Origin of the sequence: Halomonas sp. A3H3 (genome assembly GCF_000982975.1) — a bacterium.
Lineage (GTDB): Bacteria > Pseudomonadota > Gammaproteobacteria > Pseudomonadales > Halomonadaceae > Vreelandella > Vreelandella titanicae.
In genome coordinates this window covers 1,724,720-1,744,620 of sequence record NZ_HG423343.1, presented here as the reverse complement: position 1 = coordinate 1,744,620, position 19,901 = coordinate 1,724,720, and the positions used below count along the sequence as shown (strand labels likewise).

Below are 19,901 nucleotides of genomic sequence, written 5' to 3'. Positions count from 1 at the left end.
TGATTTCCTGCTGATGCTGTGGATTACATACAGCCGTCATACAGAGGGTAGAGTGCGCGATGAGCGAATATTCCCTGTTTACCTCCGAGTCCGTCTCCGAAGGTCATCCCGATAAGATTGCCGATCAGATTTCTGATGCGGTGTTAGACGCCATTATCGCTCGTGATAAACAGGCCCGCGTTGCCTGTGAAACCATGGTGAAAACCGGGGTGGCGATCATTGCCGGCGAAATTACCACCTCCGCCTGGGTCGATTTAGAAACCCTCGTGCGCGATGTGATTATCAGCATTGGCTATAACTCATCTGATGTCGGCTTTGACGGCGCGACCTGCGGCGTGGTTAACCTGATTGGCAAGCAGAGTGTCGATATTGCCCAGGGCGTTGACCGCAGCAAGCCAGAAGACCAGGGTGCTGGCGACCAGGGCTTGATGTTTGGCTACGCAACTAACGAAACTGATTCGTTTATGCCGGCGCCGATCCACTACTCGCATCGTTTAGTTGAGCGTCAGGCCGAACTGCGTAAAAATGGCCTGCTGCCTTGGCTGCGCCCGGATGCCAAGAGCCAGGTAACCTTCCGCTATAACGCCGAAGGTCAGCCCTGCGGTGTCGATGCCATCGTTCTCTCTACCCAACACGACCCAGATATTGATCAGGAAGATCTGCGCAAAATGATCAAGCGTGAGGTCATTGAGCAAGTCATTCCCGCCGAGTGGTTGGATGACAGCACCCAGTACCATATCAACCCGACCGGCAAATTTGTGATTGGCGGCCCGGTAGGCGACTGTGGTTTGACCGGACGTAAGATCATTGTCGACACCTACGGCGGCATGGCACGTCACGGTGGTGGAGCGTTCTCCGGCAAAGACCCCTCTAAAGTGGATCGCAGCGCCGCCTATGCGGGTCGCTATGTAGCTAAGAACGTAGTGGCCTCGGGGCTGGCTGATAAGTGTGAGATTCAGGTCTCCTACGCGATTGGCGTTGCCGAGCCGACCTCGGTCTCCATCGACACTTTCGGCACCGGTAAAATTGACGATGCCAAGATCGTGGCGCTGGTTCGCGAGCACTTTGACCTGCGCCCCTACGCGATCACTAAGATGCTTGATCTGCTGCATCCTATGTATCAGCTCACCGCCGCTTACGGCCACTTTGGCCGGGCGCCGTTCGAGCACAGCTACACCTGGAGTGACGATAAAGGCCAAGCGCATACCGAAACCTTTACTGCTTTCCCGTGGGAAAAGATTGATAAGGCCGAGGCACTGCGTAAGGCCGCCGGTTTGTAAGAGATTCGCTACGCCGTTTGTAAGAAATGGATTAAATCGCCCCTTTAGCTTCGGCCGAGGGGCTTTTTTTATGTCCGTTGCGCTAGGCTAAGCCTAAAGGCTGATGTGTTCCCGCGGGGGTAAAGAATGTTGTTGAGTGTACGAACTTGGCTGTTGGGTGGCCTGATCTGGCTTGTCACTTTTTCCGCACAGGCTGCCGAATGCCCTGATTGGCCGGAGGAGCGCTTAAGCCGCGAAAGCCAGGCGCTTGCTGAGCATGTAGAGTATTGGGACATCGCTTACCATCAAGAGGGTGTCGCGCTAATCGACGATGCGCTTTATGACCAAGCCGTTGAGCGCCTCGCCACCTGGCAGCGTTGCTTAGGTAATACGCCCGACCATCAACCACTTACGCGCGTTACACGAAGCAGTGGCACTCTTGATCACCCGGCGGCGCAGCGCGGCCTCAATAAAGCTGATGACGACGGTGTGCGGCGCTTTACCAGCCGCCGTGAAGATCTATGGATACAACCCAAAGTAGATGGCGTAGCGGTGACACTGCGCTATAAGGACGGGGAGCTGGTCGAAGCCGTGAGTCGGGGAGACGGTGAGCGGGGAGAGGATTGGACAGACCGCGCTCTTCAGCTACCCGCCGTACCCAATACGCTGCCCGAGCCCCTTTCTGCGGTACTTCAAGGCGAGCTTTATTGGCGGCTCTCGCAACACGTTCAGTCGCGCTCGCCCTCAACAGGAGCACGCGGTGCCGTAGCAGGCGCCATGGCGCAATCCTCTCCTGAAGCCGCCACCCTTGAACGTATAGGTCTGTTTGTTTGGGATTGGCCCGATGGGCCTACCGCAATGGCCGAGCGGTTAGCGGGGCTCAGCGGATTAGGCTTTGATACCGCTGATTACACTCACTCGTTGGATGACCGCCGTGATGCCGCCTATTGGCGCGATCGCTGGTTCAACGGGCCGTTGCCGTTTGCTACCGACGGCGTGGTGATTAAGCAAGCTGAACGCCCCGGCGTGCGCCGCTGGTCATCTTCGCCCCCCGAGACGGCCATTGCCTGGAAATACCCCGCTCAGCAGGCGCTGGCGGAAGTGCGCGGCATTGAGTTTCGTGTTGGGCGCACCGGGCGCGTGACGCCGTTGGTGTGGCTTAATCCGGTACAGCTGGAGGGACGACGCATTAGCCGCCTTTCGTTAGGCTCGCTGGAACGCTGGGAATCACTGGATGTGCGTCCTGGTGACCAAGTGGCGATTTCGCTAGCGGGGTTAACGATTCCCCAGTTAACTGAAGTGGTGTGGCATACCCAGGAGCGCTCGCCGCTGACGCCTCCGTCACCCCAGCGCTACCACCTGCTAAGTTGTTTTGAATTAACTGCTGGCTGTGAAAATCAATTGTTGGCGCGGCTCACCTACCTTGGAGAGCAGCTTGGCATGCAGGGTGTCGGTGAAGGTACCTGGCAAGCGTTAGTCGAAGCGGGCGTAGTCACTCATTTACTGGACTGGCTGAATGTTGAACCACGCCAGCTGCAACAGGCCTACGGCATTGGTGAGGCGACCGCTGACGCGTTAATAGAGCAGTTTCAAGTCGCCCAGGGTAAGCCGTTTGCGGCCTGGTTAAGTGCGCTGGGGGCGCCACCGGGTAGCGAATCGGTGCGTGGGGATTGGTATGAGTTAACGGGCTACCAGCGCGAACAGTGGCAAGCCGTTCCCGGCGTTGGCCCGGTTCGCGCTGACGCACTTGTGGCGTTTTTCAGCCACCCCGAGATACAGCAGATGGCACGACGCCTTAACGACGCGGGCGTGGCTGGTTTTTAACTAACTCAATGACTAACCAAGCCCGGTGAGATGCAGCATCAAGCCTAGATAAAGTGGAATCAGCAGCGGTGCGAGCAGCGTGGTGACCAGCACCGCTAACGCGCCTTTCTGCGGCTGAATACCCAACTCCATCGCCACCACCACCACATTAGCAGCCATGGGCACCACGCCTATCAACAGCAGCGCTAGGGCTAACTCTGAGGAAAGTGGCGTAACCCACTGCAGTATTAACACGGCCACTAGCATGACCAATGGCCACATCAGGTAGCGTAGCCCTAAACAGGCGGCTACAAAGCGCGTATCCCAGGCGGAAAGCGTCACTTGGCTAAGCGTCATGCCAATAATCATCATGCCTAGCAGTGTGTAAGTGGCAGGGAATACTGCCAGCGAATTCATTGCCGCAGCGGGTATGGTGATTTCAAGGGCGCTAAGCAGTAACGCGAATAAGAATGCATAGATAAGCGGTAAGCGAGAAATTTTGATCAGGCTCTCGCGTACTGAAAAACGACCACGTGCGCTAAGGTAAAAGCCCACGGTAAATTCGTAAATATTAATCCCCAACATACAGAACAGGTAAAGAGTAACGCCTTCAGGGGGCAGCAAAATCAGCGCAATCGGTAGGCCAAAATAGCCGGTATTACCTGTTCCTGAGGAGAACGCCAGCAAGGCCGCTTCCTGCTCGCCAAAACGGTGGCGAGTAATACGCTGTACCACCAGTGCCATCAGGCTGGCCAGAATGAACAACGCTAATGTGAGTAAAAGATAGTCAGGTGTTGGGCCGCCGTTCATCAGCGCGCGAAAAATCGTAAAAGGCGCTATCAGGTAAACCAGCAGCGTCGCAATCGGGCGAGGATCTAGCTTGAGTCGTTGGGCGGCGAGCCAGCCTAGTCCCACGTAGCTGAGTAGCATAAGTAACGGCCCAACGAGCGCCCCAGGTGCAAGATCCATTTATCCTCCCGTTGTATGTGGTGGCTCGCTAACATGAGCCGAATTAAAGGCCAAGCGTGGAATCTTTCATTAGCCGCAGCGCGCTGGAACAGCGAGAATACCTCAAAATATCATTACTTTTGATCTCTAATAAGGAAATCCCATGAGCAGCCATGAGCATCCGCTAGGTATCAGCTTTGAATTCTTTCCGCCCAATACCGATGCTGGGCGCGACAAGCTGATCCACGTTCGCGATGAGCTGGCCGCCCGGAACCCTCGGTTTTTCTCGGTGACTTACGGTGCCGGCGGATCTACCCAGGCGCGTACCCGTGAGGTGGTGCGTGCGGTTGGTGAAAGTGGCATTAATACCGCTCCGCATCTCTCCTGTATCGGCAGTGAAAAAGCGCAGTTGCGTGATCTGCTGGCGCAGTACCGTGAGGAAGGGGTCGAGAGCCTCGTCGCACTGCGTGGTGACATGCCTTCTGGCATGGGAAGCATTGGCGAGCTACGTTATGCCAACGAGCTGGTTGAGTTTATTCGCGCGGAAACGGGCGACCATTTCGATATTGCGGTGGCTGCTTATCCTGAATCTCATCCACAGGCACCTAATCTTGATAAGGATGTAGAAAACTTCGCGCGTAAAATGAAGGCTGGCGCCAATATGGCCATCACCCAGTACTTCTTCACCGCCGACGCCTATTTCAACTTCGTCGATAAAGCCCGCGCGCTGGGCGTCGAGCAGCCGATTATTCCCGGCATCATGCCAATTACCAACTACACCAAGCTGGCGCGTTTTTCTGACGCCTGCGGTGCCGAGATACCACGCTGGATTCGCAAGCAGTTGGAATCCTATGGCGACGACAGCGAAGCGATAGCCGCCTTTGGCACCGATGTGGTGAGCCGCCTTTGCCAGCGCTTGCTGGAGGGCGGCGCGCCAGGCCTGCACTTCTACACGCTTAACCAGGCGGCGCCGGTGCTGAAGATCGTCGATAATCTGACCGATTAACTCAGCCAGATTATTTACCCACCTGCGCCCATTAAAAACCCCGCTCAACGTTGTTGAGCGGGGTTTTTTTACTTCAGCGTTTGTGGCCTAAACCAATCAGCCAGCTTGTGCCGTTTTGCTACCACCACCGTGCATCTTACGCTGCATCATGAATAGCACGATACCAATCGCAAGGCCGGCAATGTCGGTATAGATACCGCCGTAGATTAAAAACAGCGCGCCCACCAGCATGACGACACGCTGCACTAGGTTAACGGGGCCAAAGAACCACGCTTGAACCATACCAGAAAGCAGCACAATGCCCAGCGTCGCGGTTAACCCAACGCGCAGAATCTGCATCGGTGAGCCTTCCATCAGCATGGCCGGGCTGTAGAAGAACATAAACGGCACAATGAACGCGGCCAAGCCAATCTTGAACGAGGCCACCGAGGTGCCCATGGGGTTGTCGCCGGAGATACCGGCCGCGGCATAGGAGGCCAAGGCAACAGGGGGGGTAATCGCGGAGACGACCGCAAAATAGAACACAAAGAAGTGAGCAATTAGCGGTTCAATGCCGATATTGATCAAGCCGGGAGCGACCACGGAAGCGGCCACCGCATAGGCAGCGGTAGTCGGCATACCCATGCCGAGTAGAATACTGATCAGCATGGCGAACACTAGTGCCAGCAGTTGGCTCACGCCCGCTAAGCCAAGTAGCAGTGACGAGAAACGCGCGCCCACACCGGTCAGCGAGATAACCCCGACGATTAAGCCCGCGCAGGCGCACACGGCGATAATCTGAATCGACATAGTGCCCGCTATTTGCAGCGCTTTAAGAATCGCCCGAAAGCCCATTTTATTGGGTGAGAGCCAGCTAACCACTGCGGCTGACGCCGTGGCCAAGGTGCCCGCGCGGATCACCGAGTAGCCCATAAACAGGGCGACAATCAGGATAATAATCGGCGCGAACAGATAGACCTGTTTTACCAGCTTCGAGAACAGCGGAATCTCATCTTTGCGCATGCCACGCATGCCTTTACGGGCGGCTTCAAAGTCGACCATAAAATAGATAGAGGCAAAATACAGAATCGCCGGAATAACAGCGGCAAGGGCGATTTCGGTATAGGGAATACCGGTCACTTCGGCCATGATGAACGCGCCCGCGCCCATAATCGGCGGCATGATTTGCCCACCGGTTGAGGCGGCTGCCTCAATCGCGCCTGCGCTACGTGATGGGTAGCCGACTTTCTTCATCAGGGGAATGGTCAATGAGCCGGTGGAAACCACGTTACCTGCCGAAGTACCGTTAATCATACCCATCAAGCCAGAGGCAAAAATGGCCACCTTGGCAGGGCCACCACGGGCACGGCCAGCTGCGGCAAAGGCAAAGTTAACGAAGTAGTCGCCTACTTTAGAGGCCTGTAGGAAGGCAGCAAAAATAATGAACAGAATAATATAGGTCGACGACACGGCGGTGGTGGGGCCGAGAATGCCTGCGTCGGTATACACCTGGCTAAAGAAGCGCTGTAGTGACAGCCCCGGATAGCCTAAAAAGCCTGGCAGATAGGGCCCGGCGAAAACGTAGGTCAGGAAAACCGCAGAAATAACCACCAGGGCCAGGCCTGCGACCCGGCGGGTGAGCTCCAGAATCAGTAGTGAGCCCGCAATCGCCGCCCAGGAAATGCCTGACGGTGCGAAAGAGGTACCCGTCGACATGCGGATATTGGTGTTATAAGCCACTAACAAATAACCAGCGCTGGCCAGCGCGCAGACCATCAGTACCAAGTCTGCAGGATTGAAGCGATGACGTGCCTGACGATAAAACCATGACAACACAACAGCCGCCGCTGTCGTCGCCATTAACGGGTAGCCGTAGTGCCAGTTTTCAATGCTCGGGTCGATGCGCATGGCGCCGCCGCTGAGCGTTTGATACATCAACAGAACTTGCGCCAGAGTATAGGCGGCAGGAATCAGTAACGCGTAGCTAAGCCATTTGATCCAGGCACCTGACGCCTGGTGATCGTCGTCGGCAAAACGGGCACCAGAAAAGAGCCCGTAACCGAGAATAAGCGCACCGGCAATATGCACGATACGAAACGACCAGGTTTCCATCGGATACACGTTGAGTGAAATCAGATGGAAACTTGAGTAAGCGATCGCTAATGCCGCAAATAGCAGGAACTGCCAGCCAGTAAACAGGCGGCGATTGGGTTCAACAACGTCTTCATCGACACCATCGGCAATGGACTCTGGTATCACAGACGCCGCGTGGGCATCATCCTTGAGGTCATTGGGGTCTTGGTCGGTTTTGTGACTCATTAGAGTTCACCCTCACAGCAAAAGCAGACAAAGGGGTAGCAGCAGCGAAAGCTGCCCCGCCCGGCGGGGCCGGTAACGGGGCAGTTAGAACGGGAAAAGTTGCTTAGTTGATCATGTCATCAGCAATTTCATAGCCGTTCTCTTCGTACCAGCGTGCAGCGCCTGGGTGAAACGGCAGCACGGTGTTGTGCTTAATGTTTTCTGGAATGCTGGTTTCAGCACTGCGATGCACGGAACGCATGCGGTCATTGTTTTCCATGGTGGCCTTGGTGACTTCGTAAACGAAATCTTCCGGCAGGTCGCAGCCAGCAATGGCGAAGTTCCACATGGAGACAGCGCGGGCGTCTTCTTCCAGCGTCGTATAAGTGTTGGCCGGAATCATAAACTCAGCAACCGGGAAGTTTTCCAGCACCGTGGCCAGCTCTTCTTCGTTAAATTCGATGATGTTGACGTCCGTTTGCACTTCCAACTGGCTAACGGCGGGGATCGGAATGCCAGCGGCAAAGGCAACAACGTCAAGCAAGCCATCCTGCAACTGACCGCCTAAGTCTGACCAGCCGCCATTACGGCGATCGAAGTTAACGCCCAGGGTTTCTAAAATGGCCGGGAAGTAAGTATCCGAGGTTGAGGCAGCCGGGCCAAAACCGATGCGTGCGCCATCAGGAATATCGGAAATTGACTCGATGCCGCTGTCGGCAAGCGCGGTAATGGAGAACGGCGTTTCGTACATGGGGAACATGGCGCATACATTATCCATCTGCATGCCAGGTGCCAGCGGGCTTTCACCCTTAACGGCGTCAGAAGCAGGGCCCATGGTGGTTAAGCCAAATGCCATATCGCCTGTGTGCACGAGCGCCAGGTTTTGAGTAGGACCGCCGGTGACTTCACCGCCGCCAGATACGCCTAACTCATCAGCGATAAAGTTTGCCCAGCCTGAACCGTAAACAAAGTAAGTGCCGCCTTGGCTAGCGGTACCTACGGTAAAGTTATCGGGCCAATCGGAGCGGTCTGCTTGCGCTTGAGCACTGCTGGCGGCCGCTACAAGCAGAGCACTGCTGGCGAGAAGAGTAAACGTTTTAGGCATATGTTTGCGCATGGCGAAAATTCCTAGCTGTTATTGGGGTTATATACTGCCGGCGTCGATCAATACCGCCAGTCGATACTGCTTTAAGCAGGTATGCCTTTATATAACAGCGATAGTTGTGCCATTTAAAGTTTGTTCTTTTAAAATCAGTTGTTTATAAATTTTTTATTCAACTTTGGTGGCAAGTGCTAACAGCTGAAGTGTCCGAGTGTTCGCACGATGACGGCTTTTTTGTGTGCGGATAACCGCACACAAATTGAGTTGTCCGTACGCTAACGGCTTTAAGTCGGGTCGTAAAGGTAGGGCTACCTGGCTGGTGAAGGTTGAATAGGCCAGCCGTGGTGGCGAGGAGATAAGGGTGAGGGGATAGAAATGAGGTGTTAACGCGAGGGTTTACCTGGATCTAGAATGCGCACGGGCTGTACATCCTGCTGCTTCTGATCATCGCGTACCTGATTAACCCGGGTGGTCATTTCGGTAAGTGCGTCTTCCTCAATGGGTAGTTGCTCGAAGAAATCGCAGCTGACGCACTCCCGGTAGCGAATGCCATTTTGCTCCCAGGCGCGGATACGATCCATCGCCGCACAGCGCGGGCAAGTAACACCGGCGATAAAACGTTTAATAGTCGACATTGGGTTCTCCAAACAAGCGGTGCCTAAGGCACCGCGTATGGGAAAGTGGTTTGAGAAGGCTAGTAACTGGTTTGAGAAAAGTGCTAAGCGGCGCGAATGCCGCTATGGCGCAGCAGCGGCTCAACGCTCGGCTCTCGGCCCCGAAAGGCGACAAACAGGTCAGCGGCATCGCGGGCACCGCCCTGCTCAAGAATTTCGCGACGAAAGCGCTGTCCTGTTTCAGGATCAAAGATACCGGCCTCTTCAAAGGCACTCCAGGCATCCGCCGAGAGAACTTCCGCCCACTTGTAGCTGTAGTAACCGGCAGCGTAGCCACCCGCAAATACGTGACCAAAGCTATTTTGGAAGCGGTTGAACGACACTTTAGGCAGCACCGATACTGCTTCACGCACCTCATCTAACAAAGCTTGCACATCGCTGGCGCTGGGAGCACTTACTTCATGATGTAGACGCAGATCGAATAGCGAAAACTCGATTTGGCGCATCATACCCATGGCCGACTGGAAATTCTTGGCCGCCTGCAGTCGCTCAAGTAGCTCTGCAGGTAGCGGTTCGCCGCTATCCACGTGCTTGGCGAGTAAGTCTAAGCCTTCACGCTCCCAGCAGTAGTTTTCCATAAATTGGCTAGGCAGCTCGACGGCATCCCAGGCGACGCCATTAATGCCAGAAATATCGGCAATCTGCTGCTGTGTCAGCATATGGTGAAGGCCGTGGCCAAACTCATGGAACAGCGTGGTGACTTCGTCGTGGGTAAGCAAGGCAGGGCGGCCACTTACCGGGGCAGTGAAGTTGCAGGTAAGAAAGGCGACCGGTAGTTGCAGGCCCTGCTCCGTTTGGCGCCGTACTCGGCAGTCGGCCATCCACGCGCCGCCACGCTTACCTTCTCTGGCGTAGAGGTCGAGATAAAAGCCAGCAATCGGTTGCCCGTTTTCGGTGATGCGGAAATAGCGCACGTCATCATGATAGCGGGACGCCTGGGTATCTTCCTCAAAGCACACGCCGTAAAGGCGTTCAACCACCTGAAACAAACCATCGACTACCTGGGGCGCCGGAAAATAGGGGCGTAACTGCTCCTGGGAGATAGAGTGACGCGCTTCGCGTAGTTTTTCACTGGCATAGGCAACATCCCACGGCTCCAGCGTCTCCAGGTCTAGTTCATCACGGGCATAATCGCTAAGTTCAGCAAACTCCTCCTTCGCCTGTGGCACCGCGCGACGGGCTAAATCGTTAAGAAAGTCGAGTACCTGCTCGGGAGATTCCGCCATTTTGGTGGTGAGGGAGTAATCGGCGTAGGTGGCAAAACCGAGCAGCTGGGCCATTTCACTGCGTAGCGCCAGAATCTCTTCCATGATTGCCGCGTTATCGAATTTACCCGCATCCGGGCCTTCATCAGAAGCTCGGGTAACGAAGGCGGTATACACTTCGCGGCGCAGCTCGCGGTTATCGGCGTAGCTAACCACCGGGAAGAAGCTGGGGAAATCCAGAGTAATACGGTAGCCCGCAACGCATTTCGCCTCGGCGGTGGCTTTTAAGGTGTCGAGGGCACTTTCCGGCACCCCTGCTAAAGCTTCTTGGCTATCAATGTCTTTGTGCCATGCCTGGGTGGCATCCAGCACGTTATTAGAGAACTGGTTTGACAGCAGTGAGAGCCGCGACTGAATCTCACCGTAGCGAGCTTTCTGGTCAACGGGAAGGTCAACACCGGCTAGGCGGAAATCGCGCAGAGCGTTCTCCACGGTACGCCGTTGGGCGGCATCCAAGTATTCCCAGGCCGGGCCATCTTTTAACGCTTGCCAGCCATGAAACAACCCTTCGTGTTGGCCTACCCAGGTGCCGAAGTCAGAGAGCTTTTCGAGGCATGCTTGGTACGCTTCGCGCATTTCTGGGGAGTTCATGGTGCCGTTGAGGTGCGATACCGGTGACCACGCCTTGGTGAGGCGGTCATTAACCGCTTCAAGTGGCGCTGCAAAATTGTCCCATGTGGGTGGGGTGGCGGCTGCCTGTTCAGCCAGGCGATCAATGGCCTCACGGCTTTCGCTTAGCAGCGTGTCCACGGCAGGTTCCACGTGCTCGGCGCGAATCTCGCCAAAGGGAGGTAGCTCGTGGGTTTCAAGTAGCGGATTGGTGGACACAGAGTTGGAGGACATAGACACCTCGGGTGGCATGCTTTTAAAACCTGATTCTAAAAACCTAGTTCTAAAAACATAAGTATTAAAACGTCAGGAACGCGTAAAAAGAGCGCAATAATAATGACACAGTGCGGGCGGTTGAGCCGTGTTTCAATGCTAGGTTCAATAACAGGGTTTGGCCTGCACGCAAGTGCCTGCTAGTCTTGCCGCCTTTTAATGCCACCAATGGCAGGAGCATGTGATGAGCGAAACGCTGGAGCGCTGGGGGTCGAAGCGGGCCTTTATCTTGGCGGTAACAGGTGCTGCGGTGGGGTTAGGCAACATCTGGCGCTTCCCTTACGTGGCCGGAGAGAACGGCGGTGCGGCGTTTTTACTGATTTACGTGGCGTTTGTGCTGCTGCTGGGTATTCCAGTGATGATGGCGGAGATTCTGATTGGTCGTGCCGGGCGGCGGGGGCCGATGCAAGCCTTGAGTGCCCTGGCGGCCGAGGCTGGCGCATCGCCCCACTGGCGTTGGCTGGGGCTATTCGGGGCGTTCACCGTATTCTGCATCTTGTCGTTCTACTCGGTGGTGTCCGGCTGGTCGATTGAGTTTTTGGTGGCCTCTGTTAATGGCAATTTCAATGGCGCGAGTGCCGCTGAGATTGGCGCTGGTTTTGAAGCCTTCTTGGCCAACCCGGGGCTGTTGATCTTCAATCACTCACTGTTTCTGTTTATGACCATGACGGTTGTAGCGGCGGGCGTTGCCAAGGGGCTAGAGCGGCTCAATAACCTGCTGATGCCGCTGTTATACCTGCTATTGCTGCTATTAGCGGGCTATGCTGCGACCACCGATGGTTTTGCGCCAGCGTTAGCGTGGTTATTCCTGCCCTCTTTCGAGGCGCTGACCCCCTCAGTGGTGGTGCATGCCATGGGGCATGCGTTCTTTACCTTGGCGGTAGGGGCCTGTGCCTTGATGGCGTATGGCGCTTATATGCCTGAAGAGCAAAGTCTGCCCAAGGCAGCCGTTGCGGTCGCGGTACTCGATATTAGCGTGGCGTTACTGGCGGGGATCGCTATTTTCTCGGTGGTGTTTGCCCAAGGCATGGATCCTACTGACGGCCCAGGGTTAATGTTTGTCACCCTTCCCATTGCGTTCTCTGAGCTGCCCTGGGGCTCCGTGTGGTTAAGCGTATTCTTTTTACTGCTGCTGCTGGCGACTTGGACATCTGCCATTAACCTTGCGGAGCCAATGGTCGCCACGCTGCAGGGCTTGGGGCTGCGCCGCAGCATCTCGACAGCGATTGTGGCGCTCAGCGTCTGGCTGATCGGACTTTTATCAGCGTTCTCTTTTTCAACGCTTTCGGAGTTTCGGCCGCTGTTTGGGCGCAATGTATTCGAGCTTGTCAGCAGTATACCGCCGGATGTTTTCCTGCCCTTGGGAGGCCTATTGATAGCGGTTTTTGCCGCTTGGGTAATGCCCCGCGAGAGGGTAGTGAGCGCGTTAGGCGTTGGTGAAAGTGGCTATCGGGTGTGGCGCAATATCATTCGCTGGGTGTCGATTCCGCTAACCTTTATTGTTCTACTGGCCGGGTTGCTATAGTGAGGTAATTAAACTCTCTAAGCTGTCCATCAGAACCCTAGGAGCGAGTTATGAGCAGTGCGTTAAGGCGCTATCAAGGTATGGAGCCCCAGCTGGGCGAGCGCGTTTATATTGATCCGGCCAGTGTGGTCATTGGTGATGTGGTGATGGGCGACGACTGCTCCGTCTGGCCGATGACGGTTATCCGTGGCGATATGCACCGTATTCGTATCGGCGCGCGTACCAGCGTGCAGGATGGCAGCGTGCTGCATATTACCCACGCCAGTGACTTCAGCCCCGAAGGGTTTCCGCTCACCATTGGCGATGATGTGACCATCGGCCATAAAGCGATCTTGCATGGCTGTACCTTGGGAAGCCGGATACTTGTGGGCATGGGCGCGATTGTGATGGATGGCGCGGTCGTTGAGGATGAGGTCATAATCGCCGCCGGCGCCGTGGTAACGCCGGGTAAGCATTTGGAAAGTGGCTATGTGTATGCCGGTAATCCGGCTAAGGCGCTTCGGCCGCTGAAAGAGAAAGAGCGTGCGTTCTTCCCTTATACCGCAGGTAACTACGTTAAATTGAAAGACCGCTTTTTGGCAGAAACTTAACTTTAACGTTGTTTCTCTAAGCAGTTGCTCAGCCAACCTTTTTTCTTCTTAAGCCATGTTGCGGGCGTCAGAAATCTGTTAATTTATACAGTTCTCTGTTTGCAGGTTCTGGGATGCCGCTTCATGGCTAATTTTCGCACGCATATTACGGTAGCAGCGGCGGGCGGCATGCTGATAGCTTACGCAGGCTGGAAAGGCCAATGGTGGCCGCCTTCACAAGCGGTAGTGATGATTGCGCTGGTCACTTTTGGGGGCATTTTGCCCGACATTGATGCTGACCGATCCCACTCTATCCGTCTGATATTCAACCTGCTTTCGGTGCCCGCCCTGGTATTGGGCGCGCTGTTGTTACAGCCATGGCTGACGCCGGGTGCGTTGTTGATTGCCTGCGGTGGGATCTACTTCTGTGTGCGCTATTTGGCGGGGGTGCTGTTCTCGCGTTTTACAGTGCACCGTGGTATTTGGCATTCCTTGCTAGCGGGCGGGCTATGTAGCCTGCTCACCACCGCGTTAAGCTTTAATTTACTCAACCAGCCAGCGTGGCTGGCTTGGTCTCACGGTGCTGCCACCTTGGTAGGGTTTTTGATCCACTTGAGTTTGGATGAGATATACAGCGTTGACCTTGAAGGCGCGCGGTTAAAGCGCTCCTTTGGTACGGCGCTTAAGCTAGGCGATAGCCGGCGGCCAATATCCAACCTGCTAATGCTGATTGCCACGTTAACGCTAATACCTTGGGTGCCGCCCTGGTCGGTATTAGGTGAGTTGCTGCATCAAGGTTCGCTGCTGTGGCGATAGTCGTCGGCATTGAGGCCATGCTTTTTAAGCTTGTCGTAAAAGGTTTTGCGCGGAATGCCTAAGTGGCGACACACATCGGTTACCCGGCCATGGTAGCGCGCTAGCGATTGGCTGATGAGGCTCTTTTCAAACAGCTCTACTTGGCGTGGCAGGGTAGGCTCCTCGGTGTCGGCATTAACCCCTTCCAACAGCGCATCCAGGCGATAGTCAAAGGCGGCGCCCAGCAGCACGTAGCGCTCGGCAAGGTTACGCAGCTCGCGCACGTTGCCGGGCCAGTCATGGGCCAGTAGAGCGGCAATGGCGGGGCTGTCGAGGGTCGGTGCTTCCAGCCCACTGCGGTTGGCAGCGACCACGGCAAAGTGCTGAAACAGCAAGGGAATATCCTCACGCCGCTCGCGCAGAGCAGGCAACGGCAGGGTGACCACGTTTAGCCGGTAGTAAAGATCTTCGCGAAAGTGCCCCTCTTCGGAGGCGGCTTTGAGATCCACCTTGGTGGCCGCAATCACCCGAATATCGAGCGGGACTGTTTCATTGGCGCCTAGCCTTTCTACGCTGCGCTCTTGCAGTACCCGCAGCAGTTTGACTTGCAGCGCCATGGGCATCGATTCAATCTCATCCAGAAACACCGTGCCGCCATTGGCGTGTTCAAACTTGCCGATGCGCCGCTCTACAGCGCCGGTGAAGGCGCCTTTTTCGTGACCAAACAGCTCGGACTCAATGGTGTTTTCGGGCACAGCGCCACAGTTGATCGCCATAAAGGGGCTATTACGCCGTCCGCTGCGTTCGTGAATCGCACGGGCCACTAAGTCTTTACCGGTGCCGGTCTCACCAAATAGCAGTACATCGGCCTCTACCTGGCTGATACGCTGAATCATTGCGGCCAGCCGCGAAATAATCGCTGTGCGCCCAACGAGTCGCGGCCCCAACGCGGCTTGTTGCACTTCAAGTTCGGCTTTAAGACGGTGGTTTTCCAAACTGAGCTGGCGCTTTTCTATGCCTCGGCGCACCACATCTAGCAGTTGATCACCGGCAAAGGGTTTCTCGAGAAAATCCCAGGCCCCAGCGCGCATGGCTTCCACGGCCGTGGAAATATCGCCGTGCCCAGTAATTAAAATGATGGGCAGAGTAGCGTCGCGGCTATGTAGCTCATGGAGTAACGCCATGCCATCCATCCCTGGCATGCGGATATCACTGACAATGACACCCGGAAAGTTTGGCGTTAATGCCGCCAGGGCTTGTTCTGCTGATTCAAAGCAGTAGGGCGTATAGCCCGCAAGTTCGAGGGTTTGGCTGGCGGTGATCCGCAGATGCGGTTCGTCGTCGATCACCATGACCGGCAGCGTCGACGGCTCATGCATAAGAGGAATTCTCCTGGGTGTGGGTTATCGGTGAATGGGGCAGGGTAATGGTGAAGCGAGCGCCGCCTTCGGGCTGATTAGTCGCCTGCAGCTTGCCGCCTAGATCGTCCATGATACGTGATGAGATCGAGAGCCCCAGCCCTAAGCCACTCCCTGGTGCTTTGGTGGTAAAAAAGGGGTCAAAAATATGCCCTAAGTGCTCCTCGGGGATGCCGGGGCCATTGTCGGTAACGCTAATAATAACCTGTTGATGTTGGGTATGGGCGCCCAAGGTCAGTTGTGGCACCGGTACGCCTTTCATTGCCTGCAGCGCATTGCCGATTAAATTTACCAACACTTGTTCCAGACGTACCAAGTCGCCTTGCACCCATAGCGTTTCATTGGGCCAATCCTGAATAATGCTGATATTGCCTTCGCGTAGGCGGCTTTGAAACAGGCGTAGAGCGTAGTCGATACAGGCTTGTACCGAAATCGCCTCCTGGCGCTCGCTGCTCTTACGCGAAAACTGGCGCAGCTGCGCGCTGATATCCGCCATACGTTCGGTCAGCTCAACAATTTGTTCTAGATTAGCATCCGCTTTTTCGTGGCGGGCTAATGCCATAAAGCGGCGGGCATTTTCCGCGTAAGCGCGAATAGCCGCCAGCGGTTGATTAAGCTCATGGTTGATGCCCGCGGCGAGCTGCCCCAATACAGCGAGTTTGGCGGCTTGAATCAGCTCGTCTTGGGTTTGTCTTAAGTTGGCTTCAGCGCGGCGGCGCTCTTCAATTTCATCCGAAAGGCGCTGATTACTGGCCACTAGGTCACGGGTGCGGCGTTCCACGCTAACTTCTAGTTCGTCACGAACGCGTGCCAAGGTGTTGCGCTCCCGCTCGGCAAACGCTTCACGCTCACGGCGCAACCTCAGGCGTTGCCAGCCAATGCCTGCGCCGAGAGTGACCACGCCGTAGAGGCCGCCTGCCATGAGAGCGGCAATCCACTGCGCGCTAATCACCGGTGTTAGCGGCTTTAAAATATGCATTTGCCAGCCAAACTCGGGGATATGCCGAGTCAAGCTAAGATAGTCGCTGCTGCTCAGCGGGCCTTGGGAGAAACTTACCAACTGACTACCCTGGCGGTAAGGTGCATTGACTTCAATACCCGAAGGCGTCAACGGCTCCATGGCATAGCGGCGCGTTGCCCGCAGGCTTTGGCGTTGCTCATCGGTGAGCGGGTAGAGCGCATTCATGCGCAGCTCGGGGTGGCTGGCCATGAAGATAATGTCGTCACTATCAGTGACAAACAGCTCGGCATCCTGCTCTGCCCAGCTTTCTTCAACGTCATCTAACAGCACTTTAACCACTAGCACGCCGTCCGGCTGCGCATCGGGCGAGGTATCGTCTAGCCACACGGGCGATGAAAAGTAGTAACCCCGCTCAAGAGACTTGATGCCTAAACCAAAAAAGCGCCCCTGACCCCCGGCAATAGCATCGGTGTAGTAAGAGCGAAAAGCATAGTTTTGGCCGATAAAGGTGTTAGGGCGGTGCCAATTACTGGCGGCGATTGTGTCGCCATCGCGATTGAGTAAATAGACGTCTGAAACTCCCGCTGTAAAGCGGAAACGATCCAGTAGCATATTGAGCGGCATCGGGTCTTGGCTATCGGGAGAGGCCAAGAAGCGCTGCACACCTTCCCGAGTGGCAAGCATTTGCGGCAGGTAGTCGTAGCGCAGTAAATAGCCGTTTAAGTTGGCGGCAGACAGCCGCAGCTCGTTTTCGGCATCGTCCTGTAAGTTAGAAAGCGCTTGCTCCCGCGCCAGTTGGGCGGCCTGCCACATACAAAATAGCAAGCCAAGCGAAATGACCAGTAGCCATAGGCGTCGCCATCGCAGTGGCAGAGGGGTGGGTGATTGGTTATTCACGCCAGTGCTGTTCATGCCGTCGTCTTACTACTGCCTTGAGCGCGGCGAAGGGCGCGCTGAGCGCGTGTCTCTGCACGTGCCATCTCAAGTAGACCTTCTTCAACAAATACCAAGTGTTCATGGGCGCGGGCACGGGCATCTTCAGCTCGCCCCTCCAAAATGGCATTGAGCAGGGCGCGATGCTGCTGCATTAACTGGCTGCGCGAACCTTCCTTGGCAAATAAATGGGCCAAGTTATTCACAATACTCTTCTCTAGCAGATGAAAAATGCCGCGCATGGTATGCAGCAGCAAAACATTGTGGGCGGCCTCGGCAATCGCTAGGTGAAACGCCGCATCTAGTTTAGCTTCTTGAATAGGATCCGCGCCTGCAAAGCCGCCATCGAGCTCCTCAAAGCGCTGAATCAGTATGGCTTTGTCGGCGGGTGTGGAGCGAAGAGCGGCGTAATAGGCGGATATTCCTTCCATAGCATCACGGAATTCAAGTAAATCTAAGTTAAACTCGTCGTGACGAGAAAGCATTTCCAGCAGCGGGTCGGTATAGCCATTGCTAAGATCGTCGTTAACAAAGGTGCCGCCGCCTTGGCGGCTAGTAAGTAAGCCGCGAGCGGCCAATTTTTGAATAGCTTCCCGTAAAGAGGGGCGCGAGACGCCAAAGCGCTCGGCTAACTCACGTTCGGGGGGTAAGCGCTGGCCTGGCTTTAGGCTGCCTTCCAGCATCATGGCTTCTAAGCGCTCGGTAATAACATCGGCCAAGCGCTGTTGGCGGAGCGGTGGATAGCTCATATTTAATAGCTCATGTCGATTAGCGTCCGCAATTGGTAAGACCAATATTAAAAGCTTTGGAAGTCGATCTCAAGCGTCTGAAGGATGTGCTTTGGCGTTTATAATGTTTGCTGGCAGTGCATTTAAACTAAAGTATAGCGCTTTTAATCGTTATCACTGTTTGACACGCTTAGGGTGGCTCACTACTGTTAGTGTTAATTTTTTGTAAATTGGTAAAACCAATTTTTTACTTTGGAGCGTCAGTGTTTAGCGCATCCATCGCATAGGGCTCCTCATGATCATTTCAGCATCTACGGATTACCGCCAAGCCGCCAAGCGTCGTATACCTCCCTTTCTTTTTCATTATGCCGACGGTGGATCCTACGCGGAGCATACGCTGCGCCATAATGTTCAGGATCTTGCCAGCATCGCATTGCGCCAACGTGTGCTGAAGGATATGTCGTCGCTGTCACTTGAAACCGAGCTGTTTGGTGAAAAGCTTGCCATGCCGATCGCCCTGGCGCCGGTGGGGCTGGCGGGTATGTACGCTAGGCGCGGAGAAGTGCAGGCGGCGCGGGCAGCGGCTAATAAAGGTATACCGTTTACGCTGTCGACGGTATCGGTATGCCCTATTGATGAGGTGGCTTCGGCAATTGATCGGCCCCTCTGGTTTCAGCTCTATGTGCTGAAAGACCGGGGTTTTATGAAGCATGTGCTGGAGAAGGCCAAGGCTGCTGGTGTCAAGACGCTGATTTTTACCGTTGATATGCCTGTTCCTGGCGCACGTTATCGCGATGCTCATTCTGGTATGAGCGGAAAGAGCGGGCCAGTGAGGCGCATGCTTCAGGCCGTAACACATCCTTTATGGGCTTGGGACGTGGGTATCCATGGTCGTCCCCATGATTTGGGTAACGTGTCTGATTATCGCGGTAAACCAACGGAGCTTGAGGACTATATTGCCTGGCTGGGTGACAACTTTGATCCGTCCATCTCCTGGAAGGACTTGGAGTGGATTCGAGAACAATGGGATGGCCCTATGATCATTAAGGGCATACTTGACCCCGAGGATGCTCGTGATGCGGTTCGCTTCGGTGCGGATGGTATTGTTGTTTCCAACCATGGTGGCCGCCAGCTCGATGGTGTTCCCTCTACTGCACGTGCGTTGCCTGCTATCGCCGATGCGGTAAAGGGTGACTTGGCCATTTTGGCCGATTCCGGCGTGCGCAGCGGGCTCGACGTGGTGCGGATGATCGCCATGGGGGCTGACACTGTATTGATTGGGCGTGCTTTCATCTATGCGCTTGCCACTGCTGGAGAGGCCGGGGTGGCCCATCTGCTTGAGCTATTCGAAAAAGAGATGCGGGTTGCAATGACCCTTACCGGTGCGCGGAGCATCGCCGACCTCGGGTCGGATTCACTGGTGCCAGACTCAATCCGTGGTGTCTAATGAGCACCACTTGCGCCTCTATCAAAATCACGCTTAAAAACCGCTTGCCAACCCGGCAGGGAAACCGTAAAGTACGCATCCGCTGCCGGGGACGCCAAGCGTTACCAGCGGTGAATGAAGTGTAAAAGCTTCGGTTTGTCAGGTAGTTAGTGCTTTTACGAAAGCCAGCGGTTTTGGATGTGGTCGGTTTTACATCGAAAACAACGCCCTTGACAAACACCAGGAAATGCGTAGAATACGCCTTCCTCGCTGAGGCAAGCCAGTTCAACGGCAAGCCGAGTGGCCCAGTTAGTTTATTAGCTAGCCACC

Annotated in this window: 15 protein-coding genes; 7 read left to right on the top strand and 8 right to left on the bottom strand. The window is 55.3% G+C overall.

Annotated features, from left to right (window positions below):
- Positions 1–59 precede the first annotated feature (59 nt).
- Both metK and ligB read left to right on the top strand, forming a co-directional pair.
- Positions 60–1,280: a methionine adenosyltransferase gene (gene metK / locus HALA3H3_RS07650; protein WP_022520981.1), complete on the top strand. Its 1,221-nt coding sequence runs from the start codon at positions 60–62 to the stop codon at positions 1,278–1,280.
- A gap of 126 nt (positions 1,281–1,406) precedes the next feature.
- Positions 1,407–3,083, top strand: a complete 1,677-nt coding sequence (ligB, locus tag HALA3H3_RS07645; protein ID WP_022520980.1) for an NAD-dependent DNA ligase LigB — start codon at positions 1,407–1,409, stop codon at positions 3,081–3,083.
- 12 nt (positions 3,084–3,095) lie between these two features.
- On the opposite strand, the gene HALA3H3_RS07640 is transcribed toward ligB, so the two are convergent.
- On the bottom strand, positions 3,096–4,031 hold the full coding sequence (locus tag HALA3H3_RS07640; RefSeq protein ID WP_022520979.1) for an AEC family transporter: 936 nt from the start codon (positions 4,029–4,031) through the stop codon (positions 3,096–3,098).
- A gap of 142 nt (positions 4,032–4,173) precedes the next feature.
- On the opposite strand from HALA3H3_RS07640, the gene metF reads away from it, so the two are divergent.
- A complete protein-coding gene (gene metF, locus HALA3H3_RS07635; RefSeq protein ID WP_022520978.1) occupies positions 4,174–5,016 on the top strand; it encodes a methylenetetrahydrofolate reductase [NAD(P)H] in 843 nt (280 codons plus the stop codon).
- Positions 5,017–5,112: 96 nt separating this feature from the next.
- On the opposite strand, the gene HALA3H3_RS07630 is transcribed toward metF, so the two are convergent.
- The 4 genes from HALA3H3_RS07630 to prlC all read right to left on the bottom strand — a co-directional run bounded on the left by HALA3H3_RS07630 (position 5,113) and on the right by prlC (position 11,162).
- On the bottom strand, positions 5,113–7,314 hold the full coding sequence (locus tag HALA3H3_RS07630) for a TRAP transporter permease (RefSeq protein WP_022520977.1): 2,202 nt from the start codon (positions 7,312–7,314) through the stop codon (positions 5,113–5,115).
- A 103-nt stretch (positions 7,315–7,417) separates the two neighbouring features.
- Positions 7,418–8,410: a TAXI family TRAP transporter solute-binding subunit gene (locus HALA3H3_RS07625; protein WP_022520976.1), complete on the bottom strand. Its 993-nt coding sequence runs from the start codon at positions 8,408–8,410 to the stop codon at positions 7,418–7,420.
- Between the two features lie 368 nt (positions 8,411–8,778).
- The gene (locus HALA3H3_RS07620; protein ID WP_022520975.1) at positions 8,779–9,030 is read right to left on the bottom strand and encodes a YheV family putative zinc ribbon protein; all 252 of its coding nucleotides are present in this window, start codon (positions 9,028–9,030) and stop codon (positions 8,779–8,781) included.
- Positions 9,031–9,113: 83 nt separating this feature from the next.
- Positions 9,114–11,162, bottom strand: a complete 2,049-nt coding sequence (prlC, locus tag HALA3H3_RS07615) for an oligopeptidase A (RefSeq protein ID WP_053857152.1) — start codon at positions 11,160–11,162, stop codon at positions 9,114–9,116.
- A 238-nt stretch (positions 11,163–11,400) separates the two neighbouring features.
- Here prlC and HALA3H3_RS07610 point away from each other — a divergent pair, with 238 nt between their 5' ends.
- The 3 genes from HALA3H3_RS07610 (at position 11,401) to HALA3H3_RS07600 (ending at position 14,126) form a co-directional block, all read left to right on the top strand.
- On the top strand, positions 11,401–12,741 hold the full coding sequence (locus HALA3H3_RS07610) for a sodium-dependent transporter (protein WP_022520973.1): 1,341 nt from the start codon (positions 11,401–11,403) through the stop codon (positions 12,739–12,741).
- 50 nt (positions 12,742–12,791) lie between these two features.
- A complete protein-coding gene (locus tag HALA3H3_RS07605) occupies positions 12,792–13,331 on the top strand; it encodes a gamma carbonic anhydrase family protein (protein WP_022520972.1) in 540 nt (179 codons plus the stop codon).
- Positions 13,332–13,454: 123 nt separating this feature from the next.
- A complete protein-coding gene (locus HALA3H3_RS07600; RefSeq protein ID WP_022520971.1) occupies positions 13,455–14,126 on the top strand; it encodes a metal-dependent hydrolase in 672 nt (223 codons plus the stop codon).
- Here HALA3H3_RS07600 and HALA3H3_RS07595 read toward each other — a convergent pair.
- From HALA3H3_RS07595 to HALA3H3_RS07585, 3 genes are read right to left on the bottom strand one after another with little or no spacing between them, the layout of a single operon-like run.
- Entirely contained in the window at positions 14,102–15,484 is a 1,383-nt protein-coding gene (locus tag HALA3H3_RS07595; RefSeq protein ID WP_022520970.1) for a sigma-54-dependent transcriptional regulator, read from the bottom strand. The genes HALA3H3_RS07600 and HALA3H3_RS07595 overlap by 25 nt on opposite strands.
- Positions 15,477–17,396, bottom strand: a complete 1,920-nt coding sequence (locus HALA3H3_RS07590) for a sensor histidine kinase (RefSeq protein WP_022520969.1) — start codon at positions 17,394–17,396, stop codon at positions 15,477–15,479. The genes HALA3H3_RS07595 and HALA3H3_RS07590 overlap by 8 nt, the downstream gene beginning before the upstream one ends.
- A complete protein-coding gene (locus HALA3H3_RS07585; RefSeq protein ID WP_022520968.1) occupies positions 17,393–18,166 on the bottom strand; it encodes a GntR family transcriptional regulator in 774 nt (257 codons plus the stop codon). The genes HALA3H3_RS07590 and HALA3H3_RS07585 overlap by 4 nt, the downstream gene beginning before the upstream one ends.
- A gap of 274 nt (positions 18,167–18,440) precedes the next feature.
- Here HALA3H3_RS07585 and lldD point away from each other — a divergent pair, with 274 nt between their 5' ends.
- Positions 18,441–19,592, top strand: coding sequence for an FMN-dependent L-lactate dehydrogenase LldD (gene lldD / locus HALA3H3_RS07580; protein ID WP_022520967.1), 1,152 nt, complete (start codon positions 18,441–18,443; stop codon positions 19,590–19,592).
- The last annotated feature ends 309 nt before the right edge of the window (positions 19,593–19,901 follow it).

What these genes read in the sequence shown, in the direction of transcription:
- HALA3H3_RS07590 (WP_022520969.1), bottom strand. Translation starts at nt 17,396, where the DNA reads ATGAACAGCACTGGCGTGAATAACCAATCACCCACCCCTCTGCCACTG.
- HALA3H3_RS07595 (WP_022520970.1), bottom strand. Translation starts at nt 15,484, where the DNA reads ATGCATGAGCCGTCGACGCTGCCGGTCATGGTGATCGACGACGAACCG.
- metK (WP_022520981.1), top strand. Translation starts at nt 60, where the DNA reads ATGAGCGAATATTCCCTGTTTACCTCCGAGTCCGTCTCCGAAGGTCAT.
- HALA3H3_RS07625 (WP_022520976.1), bottom strand. Translation starts at nt 8,410, where the DNA reads ATGCGCAAACATATGCCTAAAACGTTTACTCTTCTCGCCAGCAGTGCT.
- metF (WP_022520978.1), top strand. Translation starts at nt 4,174, where the DNA reads ATGAGCAGCCATGAGCATCCGCTAGGTATCAGCTTTGAATTCTTTCCG.
- HALA3H3_RS07600 (WP_022520971.1), top strand. Translation starts at nt 13,455, where the DNA reads ATGGCTAATTTTCGCACGCATATTACGGTAGCAGCGGCGGGCGGCATG.
- HALA3H3_RS07610 (WP_022520973.1), top strand. Translation starts at nt 11,401, where the DNA reads ATGAGCGAAACGCTGGAGCGCTGGGGGTCGAAGCGGGCCTTTATCTTG.
- HALA3H3_RS07620 (WP_022520975.1), bottom strand. Translation starts at nt 9,030, where the DNA reads ATGTCGACTATTAAACGTTTTATCGCCGGTGTTACTTGCCCGCGCTGT.
- lldD (WP_022520967.1), top strand. Translation starts at nt 18,441, where the DNA reads ATGATCATTTCAGCATCTACGGATTACCGCCAAGCCGCCAAGCGTCGT.
- ligB (WP_022520980.1), top strand. Translation starts at nt 1,407, where the DNA reads ATGTTGTTGAGTGTACGAACTTGGCTGTTGGGTGGCCTGATCTGGCTT.
- HALA3H3_RS07585 (WP_022520968.1), bottom strand. Translation starts at nt 18,166, where the DNA reads ATGAGCTATCCACCGCTCCGCCAACAGCGCTTGGCCGATGTTATTACC.
- HALA3H3_RS07640 (WP_022520979.1), bottom strand. Translation starts at nt 4,031, where the DNA reads ATGGATCTTGCACCTGGGGCGCTCGTTGGGCCGTTACTTATGCTACTC.
- HALA3H3_RS07605 (WP_022520972.1), top strand. Translation starts at nt 12,792, where the DNA reads ATGAGCAGTGCGTTAAGGCGCTATCAAGGTATGGAGCCCCAGCTGGGC.
- HALA3H3_RS07630 (WP_022520977.1), bottom strand. Translation starts at nt 7,314, where the DNA reads ATGAGTCACAAAACCGACCAAGACCCCAATGACCTCAAGGATGATGCC.